This is a genomic window from Cellulomonas sp. (assembly GCF_035634735.1).
GTDB lineage: Bacteria > Actinomycetota > Actinomycetes > Actinomycetales > Cellulomonadaceae > Cellulomonas.
In genome coordinates this window covers 1-16,402 of record NZ_DASQCJ010000136.1, presented here as the reverse complement: position 1 = coordinate 16,402, position 16,402 = coordinate 1, and the positions used below count along the sequence as shown (strand labels likewise).

Sequence of the window (16,402 nt, the reverse complement as noted above, 5' to 3'; positions counted from 1 at the left end):
CGCCCGCCGCCGCGCCCGCGGGGACGAACCGGGTCAGACCTCCCAGGGGTCGGCCGCCGTGTCGTCCCGCCGGCCCCGGAGCACGGGCTGCCGGAGCCGGCCGGAGGGCGTGCGGGTCAGGTAGCGGACGTCGAGCAGCACCTCCGGCTCGACCCAGACCGTGCCGCGCGCGTCGACCGGCTCGAGCCGCTCCGCGAACGGCGACGTCGGCCGCTCCCGGGTCCGGAGCGCCGCCGTGAGGTCCCGCGCCAGGGCGCCCGCGAGGCCGCTGCCGGCGCGGCACAGGAACCGCAGGCCGCCGTCCGCGTCCGGCGCGCCGAGCAGCACCGCGCCGATCCGGCCGCTGCCGTTCGTCTCGGGCCGCCAGCCGCCGACCAGCGCGGTCCGGGTGGTGTGGTGCACCGCCTTGAGCCAGTCGCCGGAGCGGCGGCCCGGCTGGTACGTCGACGTCGCGCGCTTCGCGACCACGCCCTCCAGGCCCTGCGCGCGGGTGGCGGCCCAGATGACGTCCCCGTCCTCGTAGACCGGCGACAGCTGGACGTGCTCCGGCAGCGGCACGGTCTCCAGGGCGGCGCGGCGTTCGGCGAACGGCCGCCGGGTGAGGTCCTCGCCCGCGAGGACCGGCACGTCGAACACGAGGTAGCTGACCGGGACCCGGCGGGCGAGCGCCGCCGCGCGGGCGGGGTCCCGGACGTGCATCCGCTCCGCCAGGGCCGCGAACGACGGGACGCCGTCCCGCAGCGCGACCACCTCGCCGTCGAGGACCGTGCCCGGCGGCAGGTCGGCCAGGCCCGCGAGCTCGGGGTAGGCGGGCGCGGCGTCCCGGCCGTTGCGGCCGAGCATCCGGAGGCGGTCTCCCGTGGTGTCCGCGAGGATGCGGACACCGTCCCACTTCACCTCGAACCGCCAGCCCGGACCCGCGGGCAGGCGGCCCGGGACGGGCACAGGGGTGGCGAGCATGGGCTGCACGGGTCCATCCTGCCCACAGCACGCGGAGTCGTCGCGGGGGAGGACCCTGCGCCGGGGAGGGTGGTCACGATGCGCGCGATCTGGAAGGGCGCCGTCGCGTTCGGGCTGGTCAACGTGCCGGTCAAGCTCTACGCGGCCACGGGGGAGCACGAGGTGCCGCTGCACCAGGTGCACAAGAAGGACGGCGGCCGGATCCGGTACCGCAAGGTGTGCTCGATCGAGGACGAGCCGGTCGAGTACAGCGAGATCGCCAAGGGCTACGAGACCGACGACGGCCAGCTCGTGGTGCTCACCGACGAGGACCTGGACCAGCTCCCGCTCGCCACCGAGCGGGAGATCGAGGTGATCGAGTTCGTGCCCGCCGACCAGGTGGACCCGATCCTGCTCGCCAAGACGTACTACCTGGAGCCGGACCGCACGGCCGCGAAGCCGTACGCCCTGCTGCGCGAGGCCTTGACCAGCACGGACCGGATGGCGGTGGTCAAGGTCGCCCTGCGGCAGCGCGAGTCGATGGCCGTGCTGCGGGTCCGAGACGACGTGATCTGCCTCCAGACGCTGCTGTGGCCGGACGAGGTGCGCGAGGCCGACTTCCCGATCCTCGACCAGGACGTCACGGTCCGGCCGCAGGAGCTCGCGATGGCGTCGTCGCTGGTGGAGTCGCTGGCCGGCGACTTCGACCCGTCGGGGTTCGAGGACCGGTACCGCGCGGCGCTGGAGCAGGTCATCGAGGCGAAGGTGTCCTCGGGCCGCACGCAGGCCGTGCCGCAGGCCGAGGAGGTCGGCGAGGGCGGCCAGCCCGCCGGCGAGGTCGTGGACCTGCTGGCGGCGCTGCAGCGCAGCGTGGAGAAGGCGCGCGGGGGGTCCGCGTCGTCGAGGAAGGACGCCGACGCCCCCGCCGCCGACGACGCGAAGCCCGCGAAGAAGGCGCCGGCCCGCAAGACGTCGTCCCGTCCCAAGGCGGCGGACGCCGACGCCGAGGAGAAGCCGGCCCGGAAGTCGACCTCGACCCGGTCGCGGGCCACGAAGGCCGACGACGAGAAGCCGGCCGAGGGCAAGGCGGCCGACGAGAAGCCCGCGCGCACCCGGCGCAAGCGGGCGTCCTGACCCGTGGCGACCGCAGCCGGGTCCGGCGACGCCGCGTCCGTCCACGAGGCCGTCGTCGCCGCCCTCCGGCGCGCCGCGTTCCTGCTCGAGCGCGGCGGCGCCACCTCGTACCGGGCCGACGCGTTCCGGGCGGCCGTGCGGTCGCTCGAGCGCACCGGTCCCGACGAGGTCCGGGCGCGGCTGGCCGCGGGCACGCTGACCGACCTGCCCGGCGTCGGGGCCCGCACGGCCGAGGTGGCCGCCGACGCCGCGGCGGGCGGACCGGTGCCCTACCTGCTCGACCTGGAGCAGAGGTACCCGGCCGCGGAGGCCACGGGTGACGGCGCCGCACTCCGGGCCGCCCTGCGCGGGGACCTGCACGCGCACACCGAGGCCAGCGACGGGTCCACCACCGCCCAGGAGATGGTGCTGGCGGCGCTGGAGCTCGGGCACGAGTACCTCGCGATCACCGACCACTCGCCGCGGCTGACCGTGGCCAACGGCCTGTCGCCGGCGCGGCTGCGGGCGCAGATCGAGCAGATCGAGGCGCTCAACCGGGCGATCGCGCCGTTCCGGGTGCTCACCGGGATCGAGGTCGACGTCCTCGACGACGGGTCGATCGACCAGGAGCCCGAGCTGCTCGACCGGCTCGACGTCGTCGTGGCGTCGGTGCACTCCAAGCTCCGGATGGACGCCGCGTCGATGACCCGGCGGATGCGCGCGGCCGTCGCGAACCCCCGGGTCGACGTGCTGGGGCACTGCACCGGGCGGCAGCTCACCGGGAAGCGGCAGCGCCCGCCGAGCGAGTTCGACGCCGCCGCGGTGTTCGCCGACTGCGCCGAGCACGGGGTCGCCGTCGAGGTGAACTGCCGGCCCGACCGGCTGGACCCGCCGCACGCGCTGCTCGACGTCGCGGTGGACGCCGGCTGCCTGTTCACGATCGACACCGACGCGCACGCGCCGGGGCAGCTGTCGTGGCAGCCGGTGGGCTGCGACCGCGCCGCCGCGCACGGCATCGGGCCCGACCGGGTGCTCGACGCGTGGCCCCTGGACCGCCTCCTGGAGCACCTCGCGGGCCGGAAGGTCGCTGCCTGAGCGACACACCGCCCGCGTGGCGATGCGCGGAAGCGCGCTGCCTGCCGTTATGGTCGTCCGCGTCGGTCCGCCGGAAGCTGACGCCCCACGCAGGCGCCGAGTGGCCCGCGCACCCAGTTCGAACACATAGGAGCACATCCGTGAGCGTGAACCGCACCGAGCTCGTCCAGGCCATCGCCGCCAAGGCCGGGCTCACCAACACCGCCGCCGACGCGGCCCTCAAGGCCTTCCAGGAGGTCCTGGTCGAGCAGCTCAGCGCCGGCGAGTCCGTGACCATCCCGGGTCTGCTCGCGGTGTCCCGTGCCGACCGTGCCGCGCGCACCGGCATCAACCCGCAGACCGGCGAGAAGCTGGACATCCCGGCCGGCTTCCGCGTCAAGCTGACCGCCGGCAGCGCCCTCAAGCGCGCCGTCGCCAACTGAGCGATCCGCAGCACCGCACGCGAGCCGGGGACCCGTCGGGTCCCCGGCTCGCGGCGCGCCCGGGGAACGGATCACCCACCCGCGCGCGTTGAGTAGCATGGTCGGCCGTCCCGCCGAGGGACGCCCGGAGGAGGGAGCACGCACCGATGGCCGTCACGCAGCGCACCACGAAGCAGCGCACCGAGATCCTCGGTCTGCTGGACGACCTCGACGAGTTCCGCTCCGCCCAGCAGCTGCACGACCTGCTGCGGTCGCAGGGCTCCACGACGGGGCTCGCCACCGTGTACCGCGCCGTCCAGACGCTCGCCGACGCCGGCGAGGTGGACGTGCTGCGCTCGCCCGACGGCGAGGCCGTGTACCGCCGGTGCGTCCGGCGCAGCCACCACCACCACCTGGTCTGCCGCTCCTGCGGCAAGGCGGTCGAGATCGACGGCCCGGGGGCCGAGGCGTGGGCCGAGCAGGTGGGCGCCGCGCACGACTTCTCCGACGTCGAGCACACCATCGAGCTCCTCGGCACCTGCGCCGACTGCCGGGCGCGCCTGGCGGCCGAGGCGGCCGCGGCCCGCTGACCGGCGCACCTCCCGGGGTGGGGGAGGATGGGCGGGTGGACAGACTGCACGACCCCGCCCGGCACGACTTCGCCTCCGACAACTACGCCGGGGTGCACCCCGAGATCCTCGCGGCCCTCGCGACCGCCAACGACGGGCACGTCCCGGGCTACGGCGCCGACCCGTACACCGAGCACCTGCAGGACGTGCTCCGCGGCCACTTCGGCGCCGACGCCACCGCATACCCGGTGTTCAACGGCACCGGCGCGAACGTGGTCGCCCTCCAGACCATGCTGCCGCGCTGGGGCGCCGTCATCTGCGCCGAGACCGCGCACATCAACACCGACGAGAACGCGGCCCCCGAGCGGGTCGGCGGCATCAAGCTGCTGACGGTCCCGACCCCGGACGGCAAGCTCACCCCCGACCTCGTCGACCGGCACGCCCACGGCTTCGGCGACCAGCACCGCGCCCAGCCCGGCGTCGTGTCGATCACCCAGGCGACCGAGCTCGGCACCGTCTACACGCCCGACGAGATCCTGGCGATCACCACGCACGCGCACGCCCTGGGCCTGCGGGTGCACCTGGACGGCTCCCGGCTCGGCAACGCCGCCGCGGCCCTGGACCTGCCGATGCGCGCGCTGACCACGGACGTCGGCGTCGACGTCGTGTCCCTCGGCGGCACCAAGAACGGCATCCTGTTCGGCGAGGCGGTCCTCGAGCTGACCCCCGGGTCGACGCCGGGGATCGCGTTCCAGCGCAAGGTCGACATGCAGCTCGCGTCCAAGATGCGGTTCGTGTCGGCGCAGCTGGTCGCGCTGTACGAGGGCGACCTGTGGCGGCGCTCCGCGCAGCACGCCAACGCGATGGCGCAGCGGCTGCGGGCCGGGGTCGAGGCCGTGCCGGGCGTGCGCGTCACGCAGCCGACCGACGCCAACGCCGTGTTCGCGGCGCTGCCGGCCGGCGTGGCCGACGCGCTGCGCGAGGTGCGGCGGTTCTACGACTGGAACCGGGCCACGGGTGAGGTGCGCTGGATGTGCGCGTTCGACACGACCGAGGCGGACGTGGACGCGTTCGTCGCGGCGGTCGCCGCCGCGGCGTCCCGCGCGGCCTGACCCCCTGCGGGTCCGCCTCCCGGCTCGGGCGCGAGATCGGTGCTTCGCGCCGAGATCGGTGGTTGCACGCACCGATCTCGCGCGGAACCACCGATCTCGGCGCAGGGGCGGGGCGCCGGCGCGCGAAGGGGCCCGGCACCGTGATCGGTGCCGGGCCCCTTCCGCGTCGCGGGGCGGGCGCGCCTCAGGGGCGCGCGCCGCGGGTCAGCGCGGGGTGGACGGGCGGCGCGTGCGCGAGTCGCGGCCGCCGAAGTCCCGGCCGCCGTCGCGGGAGCCGTAGCCGCCCTCGCGCGAGCCGTGGCCGCCCTCGCGGGCTCCGTCCCGGCCGGTGCGCGGGCCGTGGTGCGCCGGGCCGCGGGACGCCCCGCGGTCCGGGCGGCTCGCGGCGCGCGGGCCCTCGTCCACGCGGATCCGCAGCGGGCGGCCGGCGACCCGGGCGCGGCCGATGCGGTCGAACGCCTCGGGGGACAGGCCGGCGGGGATCTCGACGAGCGAGAACGTCGAGAAGATGTCGATCTTCCCGAGGTCCTTGCCGGTGAGGCCGCCCTCGTTGGTCAGCGCGCCGACGATGCCGCCGGGCTGCACGCCGTCCTTCGAGCCGACCGCGAGGCGGTAGCGCAGGCCGCCGCTGCTCGGGCGGGCTGCGCTGCGCGGGCGACCGCCCTCGGCCCCGTCGCGGCGGGCGCCGCGCTCGGGCGCGAGGTGCGCGCGGGACAGGGCGTCGTCCAGGTCGTCGCCCTCGGTCGGGCGCGGGGCCGGGCCCTCGTCGCCGACGGCCAGCGCGGCGAGCACGGCGACCAGGTCGTGCGCGTCGACGTCCGGGTGCGCGGCGAGGAACTCCGCGGCGGCCGTGCGGTACAGGTCCAGGCGGCCGAGGTCGCGGCGGGCGGGCACCCGGCCGAGCAGGGCGGCGACGCGGTGCGCCGACACGTCCGCGGGGGACGGGATCTGGATCTGCTCGAGCGTCTGGCGGGTGGTCCGCTCGATCGCGCGGAGCTTGCCGTTCTCGTTCGGGGTGACGAAGGTCAGCGCCTCGCCGGTGCGGCCCGCGCGGCCGGTGCGGCCGATGCGGTGCACGTACGCCTCGGGCTCGCCCGGGACGTCGAAGTTCACGACGAGCCCGATGCGGTCGATGTCGAGGCCGCGGGCGGCGACGTCGGTCGCGACGAGCACGTTGATCGCGCCGGAGCGGACCCGCTCGACGATCTTCTCCCGGTCGCCCTGCGCCACGTCGCCCGAGATGTAGGCCGCGGCCACGCCGCGCTCGACCAGCGAGACGGCGACGTCCTCGGCGGCGCTGCGGGTGCGGACGAACACGATCGCCGCGTCGGCGTCGGACACCGCGAGCACGCGGGCCAGCGCGCCGGCCTTGTGCCGGAACGGCACGACCGCGTAGGTCTGCCGGACGCTCGACACGGTGGACGACTGCCGGGCGACGGTGATCTCGACCGGGTCGGTCAGGTGCTGCGCGGCGACGCGGCGGATGGCCGGCGGCATCGTCGCGGAGAACAGCGCGACCTGCTTGGAGGCCGGCGTCGCCGACGCGATGCGGTCGACGTCGTCGACGAAGCCCATGCGCAGCATCTCGTCGGCCTCGTCCAGCGCGAGGAACCGCACGGCGTCGAGCTTGAGCGAGCCGCGGTCCAGGTGGTCGATGACGCGGCCGGGCGTGCCGACGACGACCTGGGCGCCGCCGCGCAGCGCGCGCTGCTGCGGCAGGTACGGCGAGCCGCCGTAGACCGGGACGACCTCGAGGCCGGGCATCTTCGAGGCGAACGACTCGAGCGCCTCGGCGACCTGCATCGCGAGCTCGCGGGTCGGGGCCAGGACGATCGCCTGCACCTCGCGGAGCTCCGGGTCGACCGCGGCGAGCAGCGGCAGGCCGAACGCGGCGGTCTTGCCGGTGCCGGTCTGGGCGACGCCGGTGATGTCGCGGCCCGAGAGCAGCGCCGGGATCGCCTCGGCCTGGATGGCGGTGGGGGTGGTGAAGCCGAGCCCCAGGACGGCCTCGCGCAGCGGCGCGGGCAGGTCGAGGTCGGCGAAGGTGGGGCCGGTGGTCGTCGTCGCGGGAGCCGCGTCGGACGAGGGCAGGGCAGGGTCGAGCACAGACGTCATGGAGGACAGCACCGTTTCGTGTCGCTGGGGGGAGCTGTGCGCCGCCCGGGTTCCGGTCGGCCACGCGGTCGCACTCCCACACCCACACATCACGAGGCCGCCACGTCAGAGCAGGGGGCCTCGGCACGCACATCACGGGACACTGCGACGAACTCCGAGTGGCACCAGTCTACCGGCGCCGGCCGCCGGACGCGGGGGAGGGGCGCGGTGACCTCGGGCACAGCGCCGGGCGCCGAGTCCGGCGCGCGGCCGGTGCCGCGCCGGCCTCGGTCCCCGGCACCCCGCCCGGCTCAGCCCAGGCCGAGCCGCCGGCCCTCGATCGCCGGGCAGGTGTCCATCACGACGTCGAGCCCGGCGGCCGACGCCCGGGCCGCGGCCTCCTCGTCGACCACCCCGAGCTGCAGCCACACGGCCCGCGCGCCGACCGCGATCGCCTGGTCCACGACGGCGCCGGCCAGGCCGGAGTTCACGAACACGTCGACCACGTCCACCGGCCCGTCGACCTCCGCGAGGGTCCGCACGCCGGGCGCGCCGTGCACCGTCTCGGCGCGCGGGTGCACCGGCACGATCGTCTGGCCGAGGTCCTGCAGGTAGGCGGCGACGCCGTGCGCCGCGCGCGCCCGGTTCGTGGACAGCCCCACGACGGCCCAGGTCCCGGGCGTGCGGAGCAGGCGGTCGATGACGGCGGGGTCGTTGACGTGGGCCATGCGGCCAGCGAACCACGGCCCGACGGCCCCCGCGCGGGACCCGACGCGGCCGGGCGCCCGAGATGGCCGGAGAGCGGTCGCCACCTGCGTAGGATGAGCGGCGTCGATCAGGGCGTACGAGGCGGGAGAGCTGTGGCGGAGCGGGACGTGGTGAGCGACCGCGTCCTCACCGTGCCGAACGTCATCAGCCTGATCCGGCTGCTGATGGTGCCGGTGTTCGCGGTGCTGATCGTCGCCGGGCACGACGGCTGGGCTCTCGTGGTGCTCGCGGTGTCCGGCGCCAGCGACTGGCTCGACGGCGTGCTCGCGCGCCGGCTCGGGCAGGTGTCGCGGCTCGGCCAGGTCCTCGACCCGGCGGCGGACCGGCTGTTCATCTTCGTGACGCTGCTGGGCCTCGCGGCCCGGGGCGTCGTGCCGTGGTGGCTCGTCGTCGTGCTGCTCGCCCGCGAGGCGATGCTGCTCGTGATGCTCGTCGTCCTGGCGCGGCACGGCTACGGCCCGCTGCAGGTGCACCTCGCGGGCAAGGCCGGCACGTTCGCGCTGCTGTACGCCTTCCCGCTGCTGCTGCTCGCGCACTGGGGCGGCATCGTCGGCGACCTGGCGTCCGTGCTCGGCTGGGCCTGCGCGTGGTGGGGCGTCGCCCTGTACTGGTTCGCCGGCCTGCTCTACGTGCGCCAGGCGTGGGGGCTGGTCGGCCGGCGCGGCGGCGCGGACGCGGGTGAGCCCCGCACGGTGGCCGTGTGACGGACCCCCGCGCGGGGGACCGAGCCGGCCGAGGCCCCGCGGGGAGCCCGGTGTGGCGCCGCCCGGACGCCTCGATGTCGCTGCTGACCGAGGTGACCCAGCACCCGCTGGACCCGGAGTACCGCGAGGCCGCCGAGCGGCGCGCCGCGGCCGGCAGGACCCGGCGCCGGGGCGGGCGCGGCACCGTCGCGGTCGCCGTCCTCGCGGTCGCGCTCGGCGCCGCGACCACCTGGTCCGTCCTAGCGCTGCGCGCGCCGCAGCCGTCGGCGATCGCCGCGCGGGAGGTGCTGGCCGGGCAGATCACCGAGCGCAGCGCCGAGCTGGACCGGCTGCGCGACGAGAGCGCCGCCCTGTCCGACGAGATCGCCGCGCTCCAGCAGCAGGCGCTGTCCGGTGCCGACTCGCCGCTGCTGGACCAGCTCGCGGTCGACTCGGTGGCGTCCGGCACGACCGCGGTCACGGGGGACGGGCTGCGGATCACGCTCCAGGACGCCGACACCGACGACGACGACCCGAACGGCCGGGTCCGCGACTCCGACCTGCAGCTGGTCGTGAACGGGCTGTGGGCGTCCGGCGCGGAGGCGATCGCGGTCAACGGCGAGCGGCTGGGCGCGACCACGGCCATCCGCACGGCGGGCGACGCGATCCTGGTCGACGTCGTGCCGCTGGTCGGCCCGTACACGATCGAGGCGATCGGCGACCCGCAGGGCATGCAGACGGGGCTGGCCCGCACGTCCGGCGGGCAGCTGCTCGCCGTCCTGCAGTCGACCTACGGCATCCCGACCCGCGTGTCGTCGCAGCGCGACCTGCACCTGCCCGCGGCGGGCACGGTGACCCTGCGGTCGGCCGGGCTGCCCGAGGGCGTGCCGGTCCTGCCCGGCGCGACGCCGGGACCCGCCGGGTCGGCGGAGCCGTCGGGCACACTGTCCACGGACGGAAGCGAGGGGGACTGAGTTGATCGCGGTGATCGGCCTGATCGTCGGCGTGGTGGCGGGCCTGGTGCTCGAGCCCACGGTGCCGGCGGCGCTGCAGCCCTACCTCCCGATCGCGGTGGTGGCGGCGCTCGACGCGCTGTTCGGCGGGTTCCGGGCGGTGCTCGACGGGCTGTTCGACGACCGGGTGTTCCTGGTGTCGTTCCTGTCGAACGTCGTCGTGGCGGCGCTGATCGTGTTCCTGGGCGACCAGCTCGGCGTCGGCTCGCAGCTGTCGACCGGCGTGGTCGTCGTGCTCGGCATCCGGATCTTCTCCAACGTGGCCGCGATCCGGCGGCACCTGTTCAAGGCGTGACGGACGTGACCGCCCCCGACGAGCAGGAGCCCGCGCCGCGCCCCGTGCGCGGCTGGCGGGCCCTCGGCGTCGCCCTGCGCCCGCGCGCGACCCGCGCCCAGGCGCTCACCGGCGTGCTGTGCGTGCTCCTCGGGTTCGCGATCGCCGTGCAGGTGCGGCAGACCGACACCGAGAGCCTCACGGTGATGCGGGAGTCGGAGCTGGTGTCGCTGCTCGACCAGACCACCCGCCAGGCCGACGACCTCCAGCAGCAGGTGGCCGAGCTCGAGCGCACCCGCACCGAGCTGCAGTCCGCCGGGTCCAGCCGCGAGGCGGCCCTCGAGGCGGCGACCCGCAGCGCCGCGGCGCAGGGCATCCTGTCCGGCCGGCTGCCCGCCGAGGGCCCCGGGATCACGGTGACCGTGGCCGACCCGACCCGGTCGGTGTCCGCCCTGACCCTGCTGAACCTGCTCGAGGAGCTCCGGAACTCCGGCGCCGAGGCCGTCCAGCTCAACGACCAGCGCCTCACCGCCTCCTCCTACGTGCTCGGCACGGATGACGGGATCGAGGTCGACGGGACGCCCGTGGCCCCGCCCTACCGGTGGGTGGCGATCGGCGACCCCGGCACGATGTCGACGGCCCTGGCGATCCCCGGCGGCGCGGTCGCGAAGGTGCAGATCGACGGGGGCACGGCGACGGTGTCGACCGAGGACCACGTCGAGGTCACCGCGACGCGCGACGTGCCCGACCCGCAGTACGCCGAGCCCGAGGCGTCCGGCGGCGGGTGACACCACCCCGGCCGGGGCGCGACACCCGGTCGGCGGGGTGTGCTCAGGTCCTCCGGGCGCTTAGGCTGTCCGGGACCCCGGTGCAGGTCGGGGGCGCGCGTCAGCAGGTCTGGGAGGGTGTCATGAGCGACGAGCAGCAGGTGCCGGGCGGCGAGCCGCGTCCGGCTGCGCCCGACGGGGCGCCCATCTCGGCGGCTCCCGACACCACGATCAGCTTCGGCTCGCTGGGCGCGCTCGACGTCGAGCCCGCGGGCCCCGTCGGCCTCACCGCCGAGCAGGCCGCCGCCGTCCAGGCGCTGCCGCGCACGTCCGCCCTGCTCGTCATGCAGCGCGGCCCGAGCTCCGGCGCGCGGTTCCTGCTGGACGCCGACCGCACGGTCGCGGGCCGCAGCCCGAACGCGGACATCTTCCTGGACGACGTCACCGTGTCCCGCAAGCACGCCGAGTTCGTCCGCGAGCTCGACGACTTCGTGGTGCGCGACGTCGGCTCGCTCAACGGCACGTACGTGAACCGGGAGCGGATCGACTCCGCCGTGCTGCGCGCCGGCGACGAGGTCCAGATCGGCAAGTTCCGGATGACCTTCCACCCGAGCCCCGCCGCGCGGCCCGGCGGCCAGCCCGCCGGCCCCGCCCAGTGAGCCCCGCCCGGTCCGCCCGGCGCGCGGACGCGGGCCCCGACGCCGGCGCCGCCGCGCACCCCGCGCCCGACGGCGCGTCGGCGGGGGAGGGCGACGCACCCGGCCCCTGGCCGCGCGGGCTGTCCCGGCAGGCGAGCATGCGGATCTCCGACGTGCTCGCCGCCCTGCGGATCGAGTTCCCGGCGGTGACCAACTCCAAGCTCCGGTTCCTCGAGGAGCAGGGCCTGGTCGACCCGCTGCGCACGCCCGCGGGCTACCGGCAGTACAGCCCTGCGGACCTCGAGCGGCTGCGGTACGTGCTGCGCGAGCAGCGGGACCGCTACGTGCCGCTCAAGGTGATCGGCGAGCGGCTGGCCGCGCTGGACGCGGGCGAGGAGTCCGAGCCCGTCTCGCTCGTCGTGACCGAGGACGGCGTGCCCCGGTCGGGCGCCGCCGACGCGCGCTACACCACCGCGGCCCTGGCCCGGGAGGCCGGCGTCGAGGAGCAGCTCGTGGTGGACCTGGTCCAGGCGGGCGTGCTGCGCCCGGCCGCGTCCGGGCACCTCGACGCGTGGGCCAAGGACGTGGTGCTCGCCGCCGCGGCCCTCGCGGAGCACGGCCTGGAGCCTCGGCACCTGCGGGCGTTCCGCAGCGCCGCCGACCGGCAGGTCGACATGGTCGAGGCGGTCGTCGCGCCGTGGCGCGGGCAGTCGTCGGCGTCGGCGCGCGGGCGCGCGAGCACCGTGGCCGCCGAGGTCGGCGAGCTCTGCACCCGCCTGCACACCGCGCTGGTGCGCGCCGGCGTGGCGGACCTCGCGCCCTGACGCGTCCGGCCCGGCGGGACCCGGGGCGCGCGCCCGGTGCGCGCTCCGACGGCTCGTCGTAGCGTGGTCGCATGCACGAGGACGACCTGGTCCAGCTCGAGGTGCTCGGCGTGCGCCGCCACCCGGGCGACGACGAGCTCGTCGTGCTGCTCCTCGAGCCGGTGGGCGAGCTGATCGTGCCGATCGCCATCGGCCCGACCGAGGCCGGCGCGATCGCCACCGCCCAGGCCGGGGTCGTGCCGCCGCGGCCGATGACGCACGACCTGATGCGGGACGTGCTGGTCGCCCTGGACGTCCGGGTGGTGCAGGTGGAGATCACCGAGCTGGTCGGCGGGGTGTTCCACGCGGCGCTGGTGCTGGGGGAGCGGCGGGTGCGCGTGGACGCGCGAGCCTCGGACGCGATCGCGCTGGCGGTGCGGGTCGGCTGCCCGGTGCTGTGCGCGACGGAGGTGCTGGCGGAGGTCGGCATCGAGGCCGCGCCGGTGTCCGCGGAGGAGGCGGAGGAGGCCGCCGCGAGCAGCAGCCCGGACGAGCAGGTGGCCCAGTTCCGGGAGTTCCTGGACAACGTCTCGCCGGACGACTTCGAGCGCGGGGAGCCGGGCGGGAAGGACCGAGGTTCAACCTCAGGTGGAGGGTAAGACACGCCGTGCGCGACACGCCGAGAGCCGCGGGCGTGGCGGTCGTTGACCGCCCCTGTCGGCGGCCCTAGCGTTGCACCCAGAACAGCACAGCACTGCATCTCCCGACACGCCGCCCCGGCGCGCGGGCGCGACGAGTGGAGGACCCCGTGACCGGCACCGAGCAGACAGCGGAGGCTGCGGGCGCCGTCCCGCAGCGGGCGCAGGGCCTCCTGTTCGGCGACGACCTCCCGGACCTCGACACCACGACCGGCTACCGCGGCCCGACCGCGTGCCGCGCGGCCGGCATCACGTACCGCCAGCTCGACTACTGGGCCCGCACCGGCCTGGTGGAGCCGTCGGTCCGCCCGGCGACCGGGTCCGGCACCCAACGCCTGTACTCGTTCCGCGACATCCTGGTGCTCAAGGTCGTCAAGCGGCTGCTCGACACCGGCGTCTCGCTGCAGCAGATCCGCGCCGCCGTCGGCCACCTGCGCGAGCGCGGCGTCGACGACCTCGCCCAGATCACCCTGATGTCCGACGGCGCGAGCGTGTACGAGTGCACCTCCGCCGACGAGGTCATCGACCTGGTCCAGGGCGGCCAGGGCGTGTTCGGCATCGCGGTCGGCCGGGTGTGGCGCGAGGTCGAGGGCACGCTCGCCGAGCTGCCGACCGAGCGCGCCGAGGACGAGGGCGTCGCCGCCCACGCGCACGACGAGCTCGCCGAGCGGCGCCGGGCGCGCAACGCCGGCTGACGCCACCACGACACCGGGACGGCCCGGACCCCGCGCGGGGTCCGGGCCGTCCCGCGTCCCGGGGGGTGGCCGTGCCCGACCGTCCTCGGGTCGGGCCGGGGCCGCGATGCCGCACCGCGACAGTGGAAGCTTGTGACGGACACGCCGTGGGCGTGTCCGTCACAACGTTCCACTGTCGGTGCCTCCCCCGCGGGTTCGGTGGCGCGTGGGTCGGGGACGCCCCGGGGTCGGCCGGGGGTCGGGGGTCAGGCCCGGGCCGGGAACCGGAGCGCCGCCACGACCGGGTCGTGGTCCGACGGGTGCCGGCCGCCCGGGCGGGCGTCCAGGACGGCGTACTGCTCGACCGCCACGCCCCGGCTCACGAGCACGTGGTCGATCCGCTGCCGCGGCGCGTCCGCCGGGACCGGGGCGTCCGGGTCGAGCACCTGGGTGAACGTCGTGGCGGGCCCGGCCGGCGGTGTCGCGCTCGCCGTGCGGGCGTCGACCAGGGCCGGCCCCGGTGCGCCGTCGACGGCCCACCCGTCGGCGCCGACGACGGGCCCGGCGGCCCCGCCCGGCCCCTCGCCCAGCAGCACCCGCAGGGGCGCCGAGCCCGGCTCCGCGTTGAGGTCGCCGGTCAGCACCACCGGACCGCCCTCCGCGACGGCCGCGGCCCGGGCCCGCAGCAGCCGCGCCGACTCCAGCCGTGCCCGCGCGCCCTCGTGGTCCAGGTGCGCGTTCAGCAGCGCGAACGTCGCCCCGGTCGCCCGGTCCCGGAACCGCGCCCAGGTGCAGAGCCGGCGGTAGGTCGGCGCGTCCCAGCCGGTGCTCGGCACCTCGGGGGTGGGGGAGAGCCAGAAGTCGCCGGTCGCCAGCACCGCCAGGCGCGCGGTCCGGTACAGGACCGCCGAGTGCTCGCCCGCGGTCCCGCCGTCCCGCGATCGCCCCACGGCGGCGAACCCGGTGCCGTCGGTGAGCGCCGCCAGGTGGGCGGTGGTGCCCTCCTGGGTGCCGAGCACGTCGACGTGGTCCAGCGCGGCCCGGACCAGCGGCGCCCGGTCGTACGTCCGGGTGGCCGGCCAGTGCGCGACCCACAGGTTGTACGTGCCGACGCGCAGTGCCGCCGTCACGGCCGGGTGCCGGCCGGCGTCGTCACCTCGACGACCGACGCGCCGTCCAGCAGCGCGAGGTCGAGCGCGGCGCTGGCCCACCGGTACGGGTGCGGGACCGGCGTCGTCGGGACGTCCCGCCCGTCGACCCGGACCGCCACCGCGGTCGCCGCCGGGTCGACCCGGTACCGGACGGTCCGCCGGGCGCCGGCGAGGTCGAGGGCCACCTCGAGCCCGTCGTCCTCGGGTGCCAGCGTGGGGCCGACGACGAGCACGTCGCGCCGCTCGTCCAGGCCGAGCAGGCCGTGCAGCACCTGGCGGAGGTAGATCCCCGGGCCGGACGAGTAGACCCGCCAGCCGTCCGCGGTCGGCACCTCGCCGGTGCGGAGCAGCTCGAAGTCCCGCGCGGCGGCGTACCGGTCCGGGAACGCGGCGTCCGACGACGACGTGTAGCAGGTGCGCTGCCGGGGCAGGGCGCTGGGCACGCGTTCGCGCATGCCGATCGGGGACAGCCGGAGCAGCTCGTCGGCGACGTCCGCCCGGCCGAGCGCGGCGAGCGCCTCGGCCCACCGGATGTGCGCGTGCGCGTACATGAGCCCGACCTCGCGCCCGAAGAACGCCGCCTGCTCCGCGCGCCGGAACGACTCGGTCTCGCCGTCGGCGAACCGCGTCGGCCGGTCGGTGAGCCGGACGCCGTCGGGGAACAGCAGGTGCTCCCGGACGATCGCCTCGTGCCGGTCGGCCTCGTCCTGGTCGAGGACCCCGGCGAGCACGAGCTGCGTCATCGGGATCAGCCGGTAGGTCAGGCCGGTGGACGTGTCCCGCGGGTGGATGACCGGGGTGGCGACGCCGTCGGCGACCGTCACGAACCCGGCCGCGACCCCGTCCGGCAGCATGTGCCGGCGCAGGTCCGCGGCGATCGCGGCCCCGAGCGCGTCCATCCGGTCGACGAGCCCGGCGGCGCCGGGCGCGGCGCGCAGCTGCTCCGCGGCGAGCTCCAGCGCCTGCACGGCGAGCGCGGTGGTCCAGGTCGACGCCATCGTGGCGCGCATCTCCGAGCGGGCCGGCTGCAGCGTGTCGTCCCAGTCGCCGTCGCCGTACGCGGGCAGCGACGTGCCGGGGACCAGGTCGGTCTCCAGGTGCCGGACCAGCGCGTCGAGGTGGTCGGCCACGGTCGCGGGCTCCCCGGTGCGGAACGGCACCGGCGCGTCCAGCACCGCGACGTCGCCCGACGCGCGCAGGTACTGCCCGAGCGCGAACAGCGGCCAGTGCACGACGTCGCCGTGCGCGTGCTCCTGGAGGATCTCCGCGTACGCGTCGAACATGAACCACTGCGGGAACGTGCCGTCGACGGCCTGCGCGCCGAGCACCCGGAGCACGACGTCGCGGCAGCCGTCGAGCCGCCCGGCGGCCAGCAGCAGCTCGAACGGGCCCTGGCAGACGTCGCGGGTTCCCCACGCCGCCCCCTGGTACTGCTCCAGGCCGTGCGGCACGAGGTAGTGCACCCGCGCGTCGTTCGCCCACCAGGGCAGCAGCGTCTCGAGCTCGGCGAGCCGGGAACCGTCCGCCACGGTCAGCCCGCGGGTCAGCCGGGCGAGGGTGGCGCGGTGGCCGGCCGCCTCGCGCGCGGCGTCCAGCCCGCGTGCCACGAC

At 76.4% G+C, this 16,402-nt stretch carries 18 protein-coding genes; 13 read left to right on the top strand and 5 right to left on the bottom strand.

All coding sequences use genetic code 11. The features are described 5' to 3' along the window. Window positions 1–33: 33 nt before the first annotated feature. Entirely contained in the window at window positions 34–960 is a 927-nt protein-coding gene (locus VER05_RS12075; RefSeq protein ID WP_324845607.1) for a DNA ligase, read from the bottom strand. Between the two features lie 78 nt (window positions 961–1,038). Between VER05_RS12075 and VER05_RS12070 the strand changes: the two genes are divergently transcribed. The 5 genes from VER05_RS12070 (at window position 1,039) to VER05_RS12050 (ending at window position 5,229) form a co-directional block, all read left to right on the top strand. After that, complete coding sequence (locus tag VER05_RS12070) at window positions 1,039–2,073, top strand: Ku protein (RefSeq protein ID WP_324845594.1); 1,035 nt, start codon at window positions 1,039–1,041, stop codon at window positions 2,071–2,073. 3 nt (window positions 2,074–2,076) lie between these two features. After that, window positions 2,077–3,147: a PHP domain-containing protein gene (locus VER05_RS12065; RefSeq protein WP_324845593.1), complete on the top strand. Its 1,071-nt coding sequence runs from the start codon at window positions 2,077–2,079 to the stop codon at window positions 3,145–3,147. A 140-nt stretch (window positions 3,148–3,287) separates the two neighbouring features. Next, window positions 3,288–3,569, top strand: coding sequence for an HU family DNA-binding protein (locus VER05_RS12060; protein WP_147796772.1), 282 nt, complete (start codon window positions 3,288–3,290; stop codon window positions 3,567–3,569). Window positions 3,570–3,715: 146 nt separating this feature from the next. Continuing rightward, window positions 3,716–4,138, top strand: coding sequence for a transcriptional repressor (locus tag VER05_RS12055; RefSeq protein WP_324845592.1), 423 nt, complete (start codon window positions 3,716–3,718; stop codon window positions 4,136–4,138). A 35-nt stretch (window positions 4,139–4,173) separates the two neighbouring features. Continuing rightward, window positions 4,174–5,229, top strand: a complete 1,056-nt coding sequence (locus tag VER05_RS12050; RefSeq protein WP_324845591.1) for a threonine aldolase family protein — start codon at window positions 4,174–4,176, stop codon at window positions 5,227–5,229. A 204-nt stretch (window positions 5,230–5,433) separates the two neighbouring features. On the opposite strand, the gene VER05_RS12045 is transcribed toward VER05_RS12050, so the two are convergent. Together VER05_RS12045 and VER05_RS12040 are read right to left on the bottom strand one after the other, a co-directional pair. Beyond that, the gene (locus VER05_RS12045; protein ID WP_324845590.1) at window positions 5,434–7,344 is read right to left on the bottom strand and encodes a DEAD/DEAH box helicase; all 1,911 of its coding nucleotides are present in this window, start codon (window positions 7,342–7,344) and stop codon (window positions 5,434–5,436) included. A 290-nt stretch (window positions 7,345–7,634) separates the two neighbouring features. Next, a complete protein-coding gene (locus VER05_RS12040; RefSeq protein WP_324845589.1) occupies window positions 7,635–8,051 on the bottom strand; it encodes a CoA-binding protein in 417 nt (138 codons plus the stop codon). Window positions 8,052–8,144: 93 nt separating this feature from the next. On the opposite strand from VER05_RS12040, the gene VER05_RS12035 reads away from it, so the two are divergent. The 8 genes from VER05_RS12035 to VER05_RS12000 all read left to right on the top strand — a co-directional run bounded on the left by VER05_RS12035 (window position 8,145) and on the right by VER05_RS12000 (window position 13,662). Beyond that, window positions 8,145–8,795 carry a CDP-alcohol phosphatidyltransferase family protein gene (locus VER05_RS12035; protein WP_414647615.1) on the top strand — a complete coding sequence of 217 codons (651 nt, stop codon included), beginning with the start codon at window positions 8,145–8,147 and terminating at the stop codon, window positions 8,793–8,795. A 74-nt stretch (window positions 8,796–8,869) separates the two neighbouring features. Then, window positions 8,870–9,748, top strand: a complete 879-nt coding sequence (locus VER05_RS12030) for a DUF881 domain-containing protein (protein WP_324845587.1) — start codon at window positions 8,870–8,872, stop codon at window positions 9,746–9,748. 1 nt (window position 9,749) lies between these two features. Continuing rightward, the gene (locus VER05_RS12025; RefSeq protein WP_147796766.1) at window positions 9,750–10,082 is read left to right on the top strand and encodes a small basic family protein; all 333 of its coding nucleotides are present in this window, start codon (window positions 9,750–9,752) and stop codon (window positions 10,080–10,082) included. A 5-nt stretch (window positions 10,083–10,087) separates the two neighbouring features. Beyond that, a complete protein-coding gene (locus VER05_RS12020) occupies window positions 10,088–10,849 on the top strand; it encodes a DUF881 domain-containing protein (protein WP_324845586.1) in 762 nt (253 codons plus the stop codon). Window positions 10,850–10,971: 122 nt separating this feature from the next. Then, entirely contained in the window at window positions 10,972–11,487 is a 516-nt protein-coding gene (locus VER05_RS12015) for an FHA domain-containing protein (protein WP_324845584.1), read from the top strand. Then, the gene (locus VER05_RS12010) at window positions 11,484–12,290 is read left to right on the top strand and encodes a MerR family transcriptional regulator (protein ID WP_324845583.1); all 807 of its coding nucleotides are present in this window, start codon (window positions 11,484–11,486) and stop codon (window positions 12,288–12,290) included. Before VER05_RS12015 ends, VER05_RS12010 begins: the two co-directional genes overlap by 4 nt. A gap of 71 nt (window positions 12,291–12,361) precedes the next feature. Further along, the gene (locus VER05_RS12005) at window positions 12,362–12,928 is read left to right on the top strand and encodes a bifunctional nuclease family protein (protein ID WP_324845582.1); all 567 of its coding nucleotides are present in this window, start codon (window positions 12,362–12,364) and stop codon (window positions 12,926–12,928) included. Window positions 12,929–13,077: 149 nt separating this feature from the next. Then, entirely contained in the window at window positions 13,078–13,662 is a 585-nt protein-coding gene (locus VER05_RS12000; protein WP_217615657.1) for a MerR family transcriptional regulator, read from the top strand. 245 nt (window positions 13,663–13,907) lie between these two features. Here VER05_RS12000 and VER05_RS11995 read toward each other — a convergent pair whose 3' ends face one another. Then, a complete protein-coding gene (locus tag VER05_RS11995; RefSeq protein ID WP_324845581.1) occupies window positions 13,908–14,771 on the bottom strand; it encodes an endonuclease/exonuclease/phosphatase family protein in 864 nt (287 codons plus the stop codon). Then, window positions 14,768–16,402: GH36-type glycosyl hydrolase domain-containing protein (locus VER05_RS11990; RefSeq protein ID WP_414647614.1), on the bottom strand; the 1,635-nt coding region annotated here is incomplete at its 5' end. The genes VER05_RS11990 and VER05_RS11995, both read right to left, overlap by 4 nt.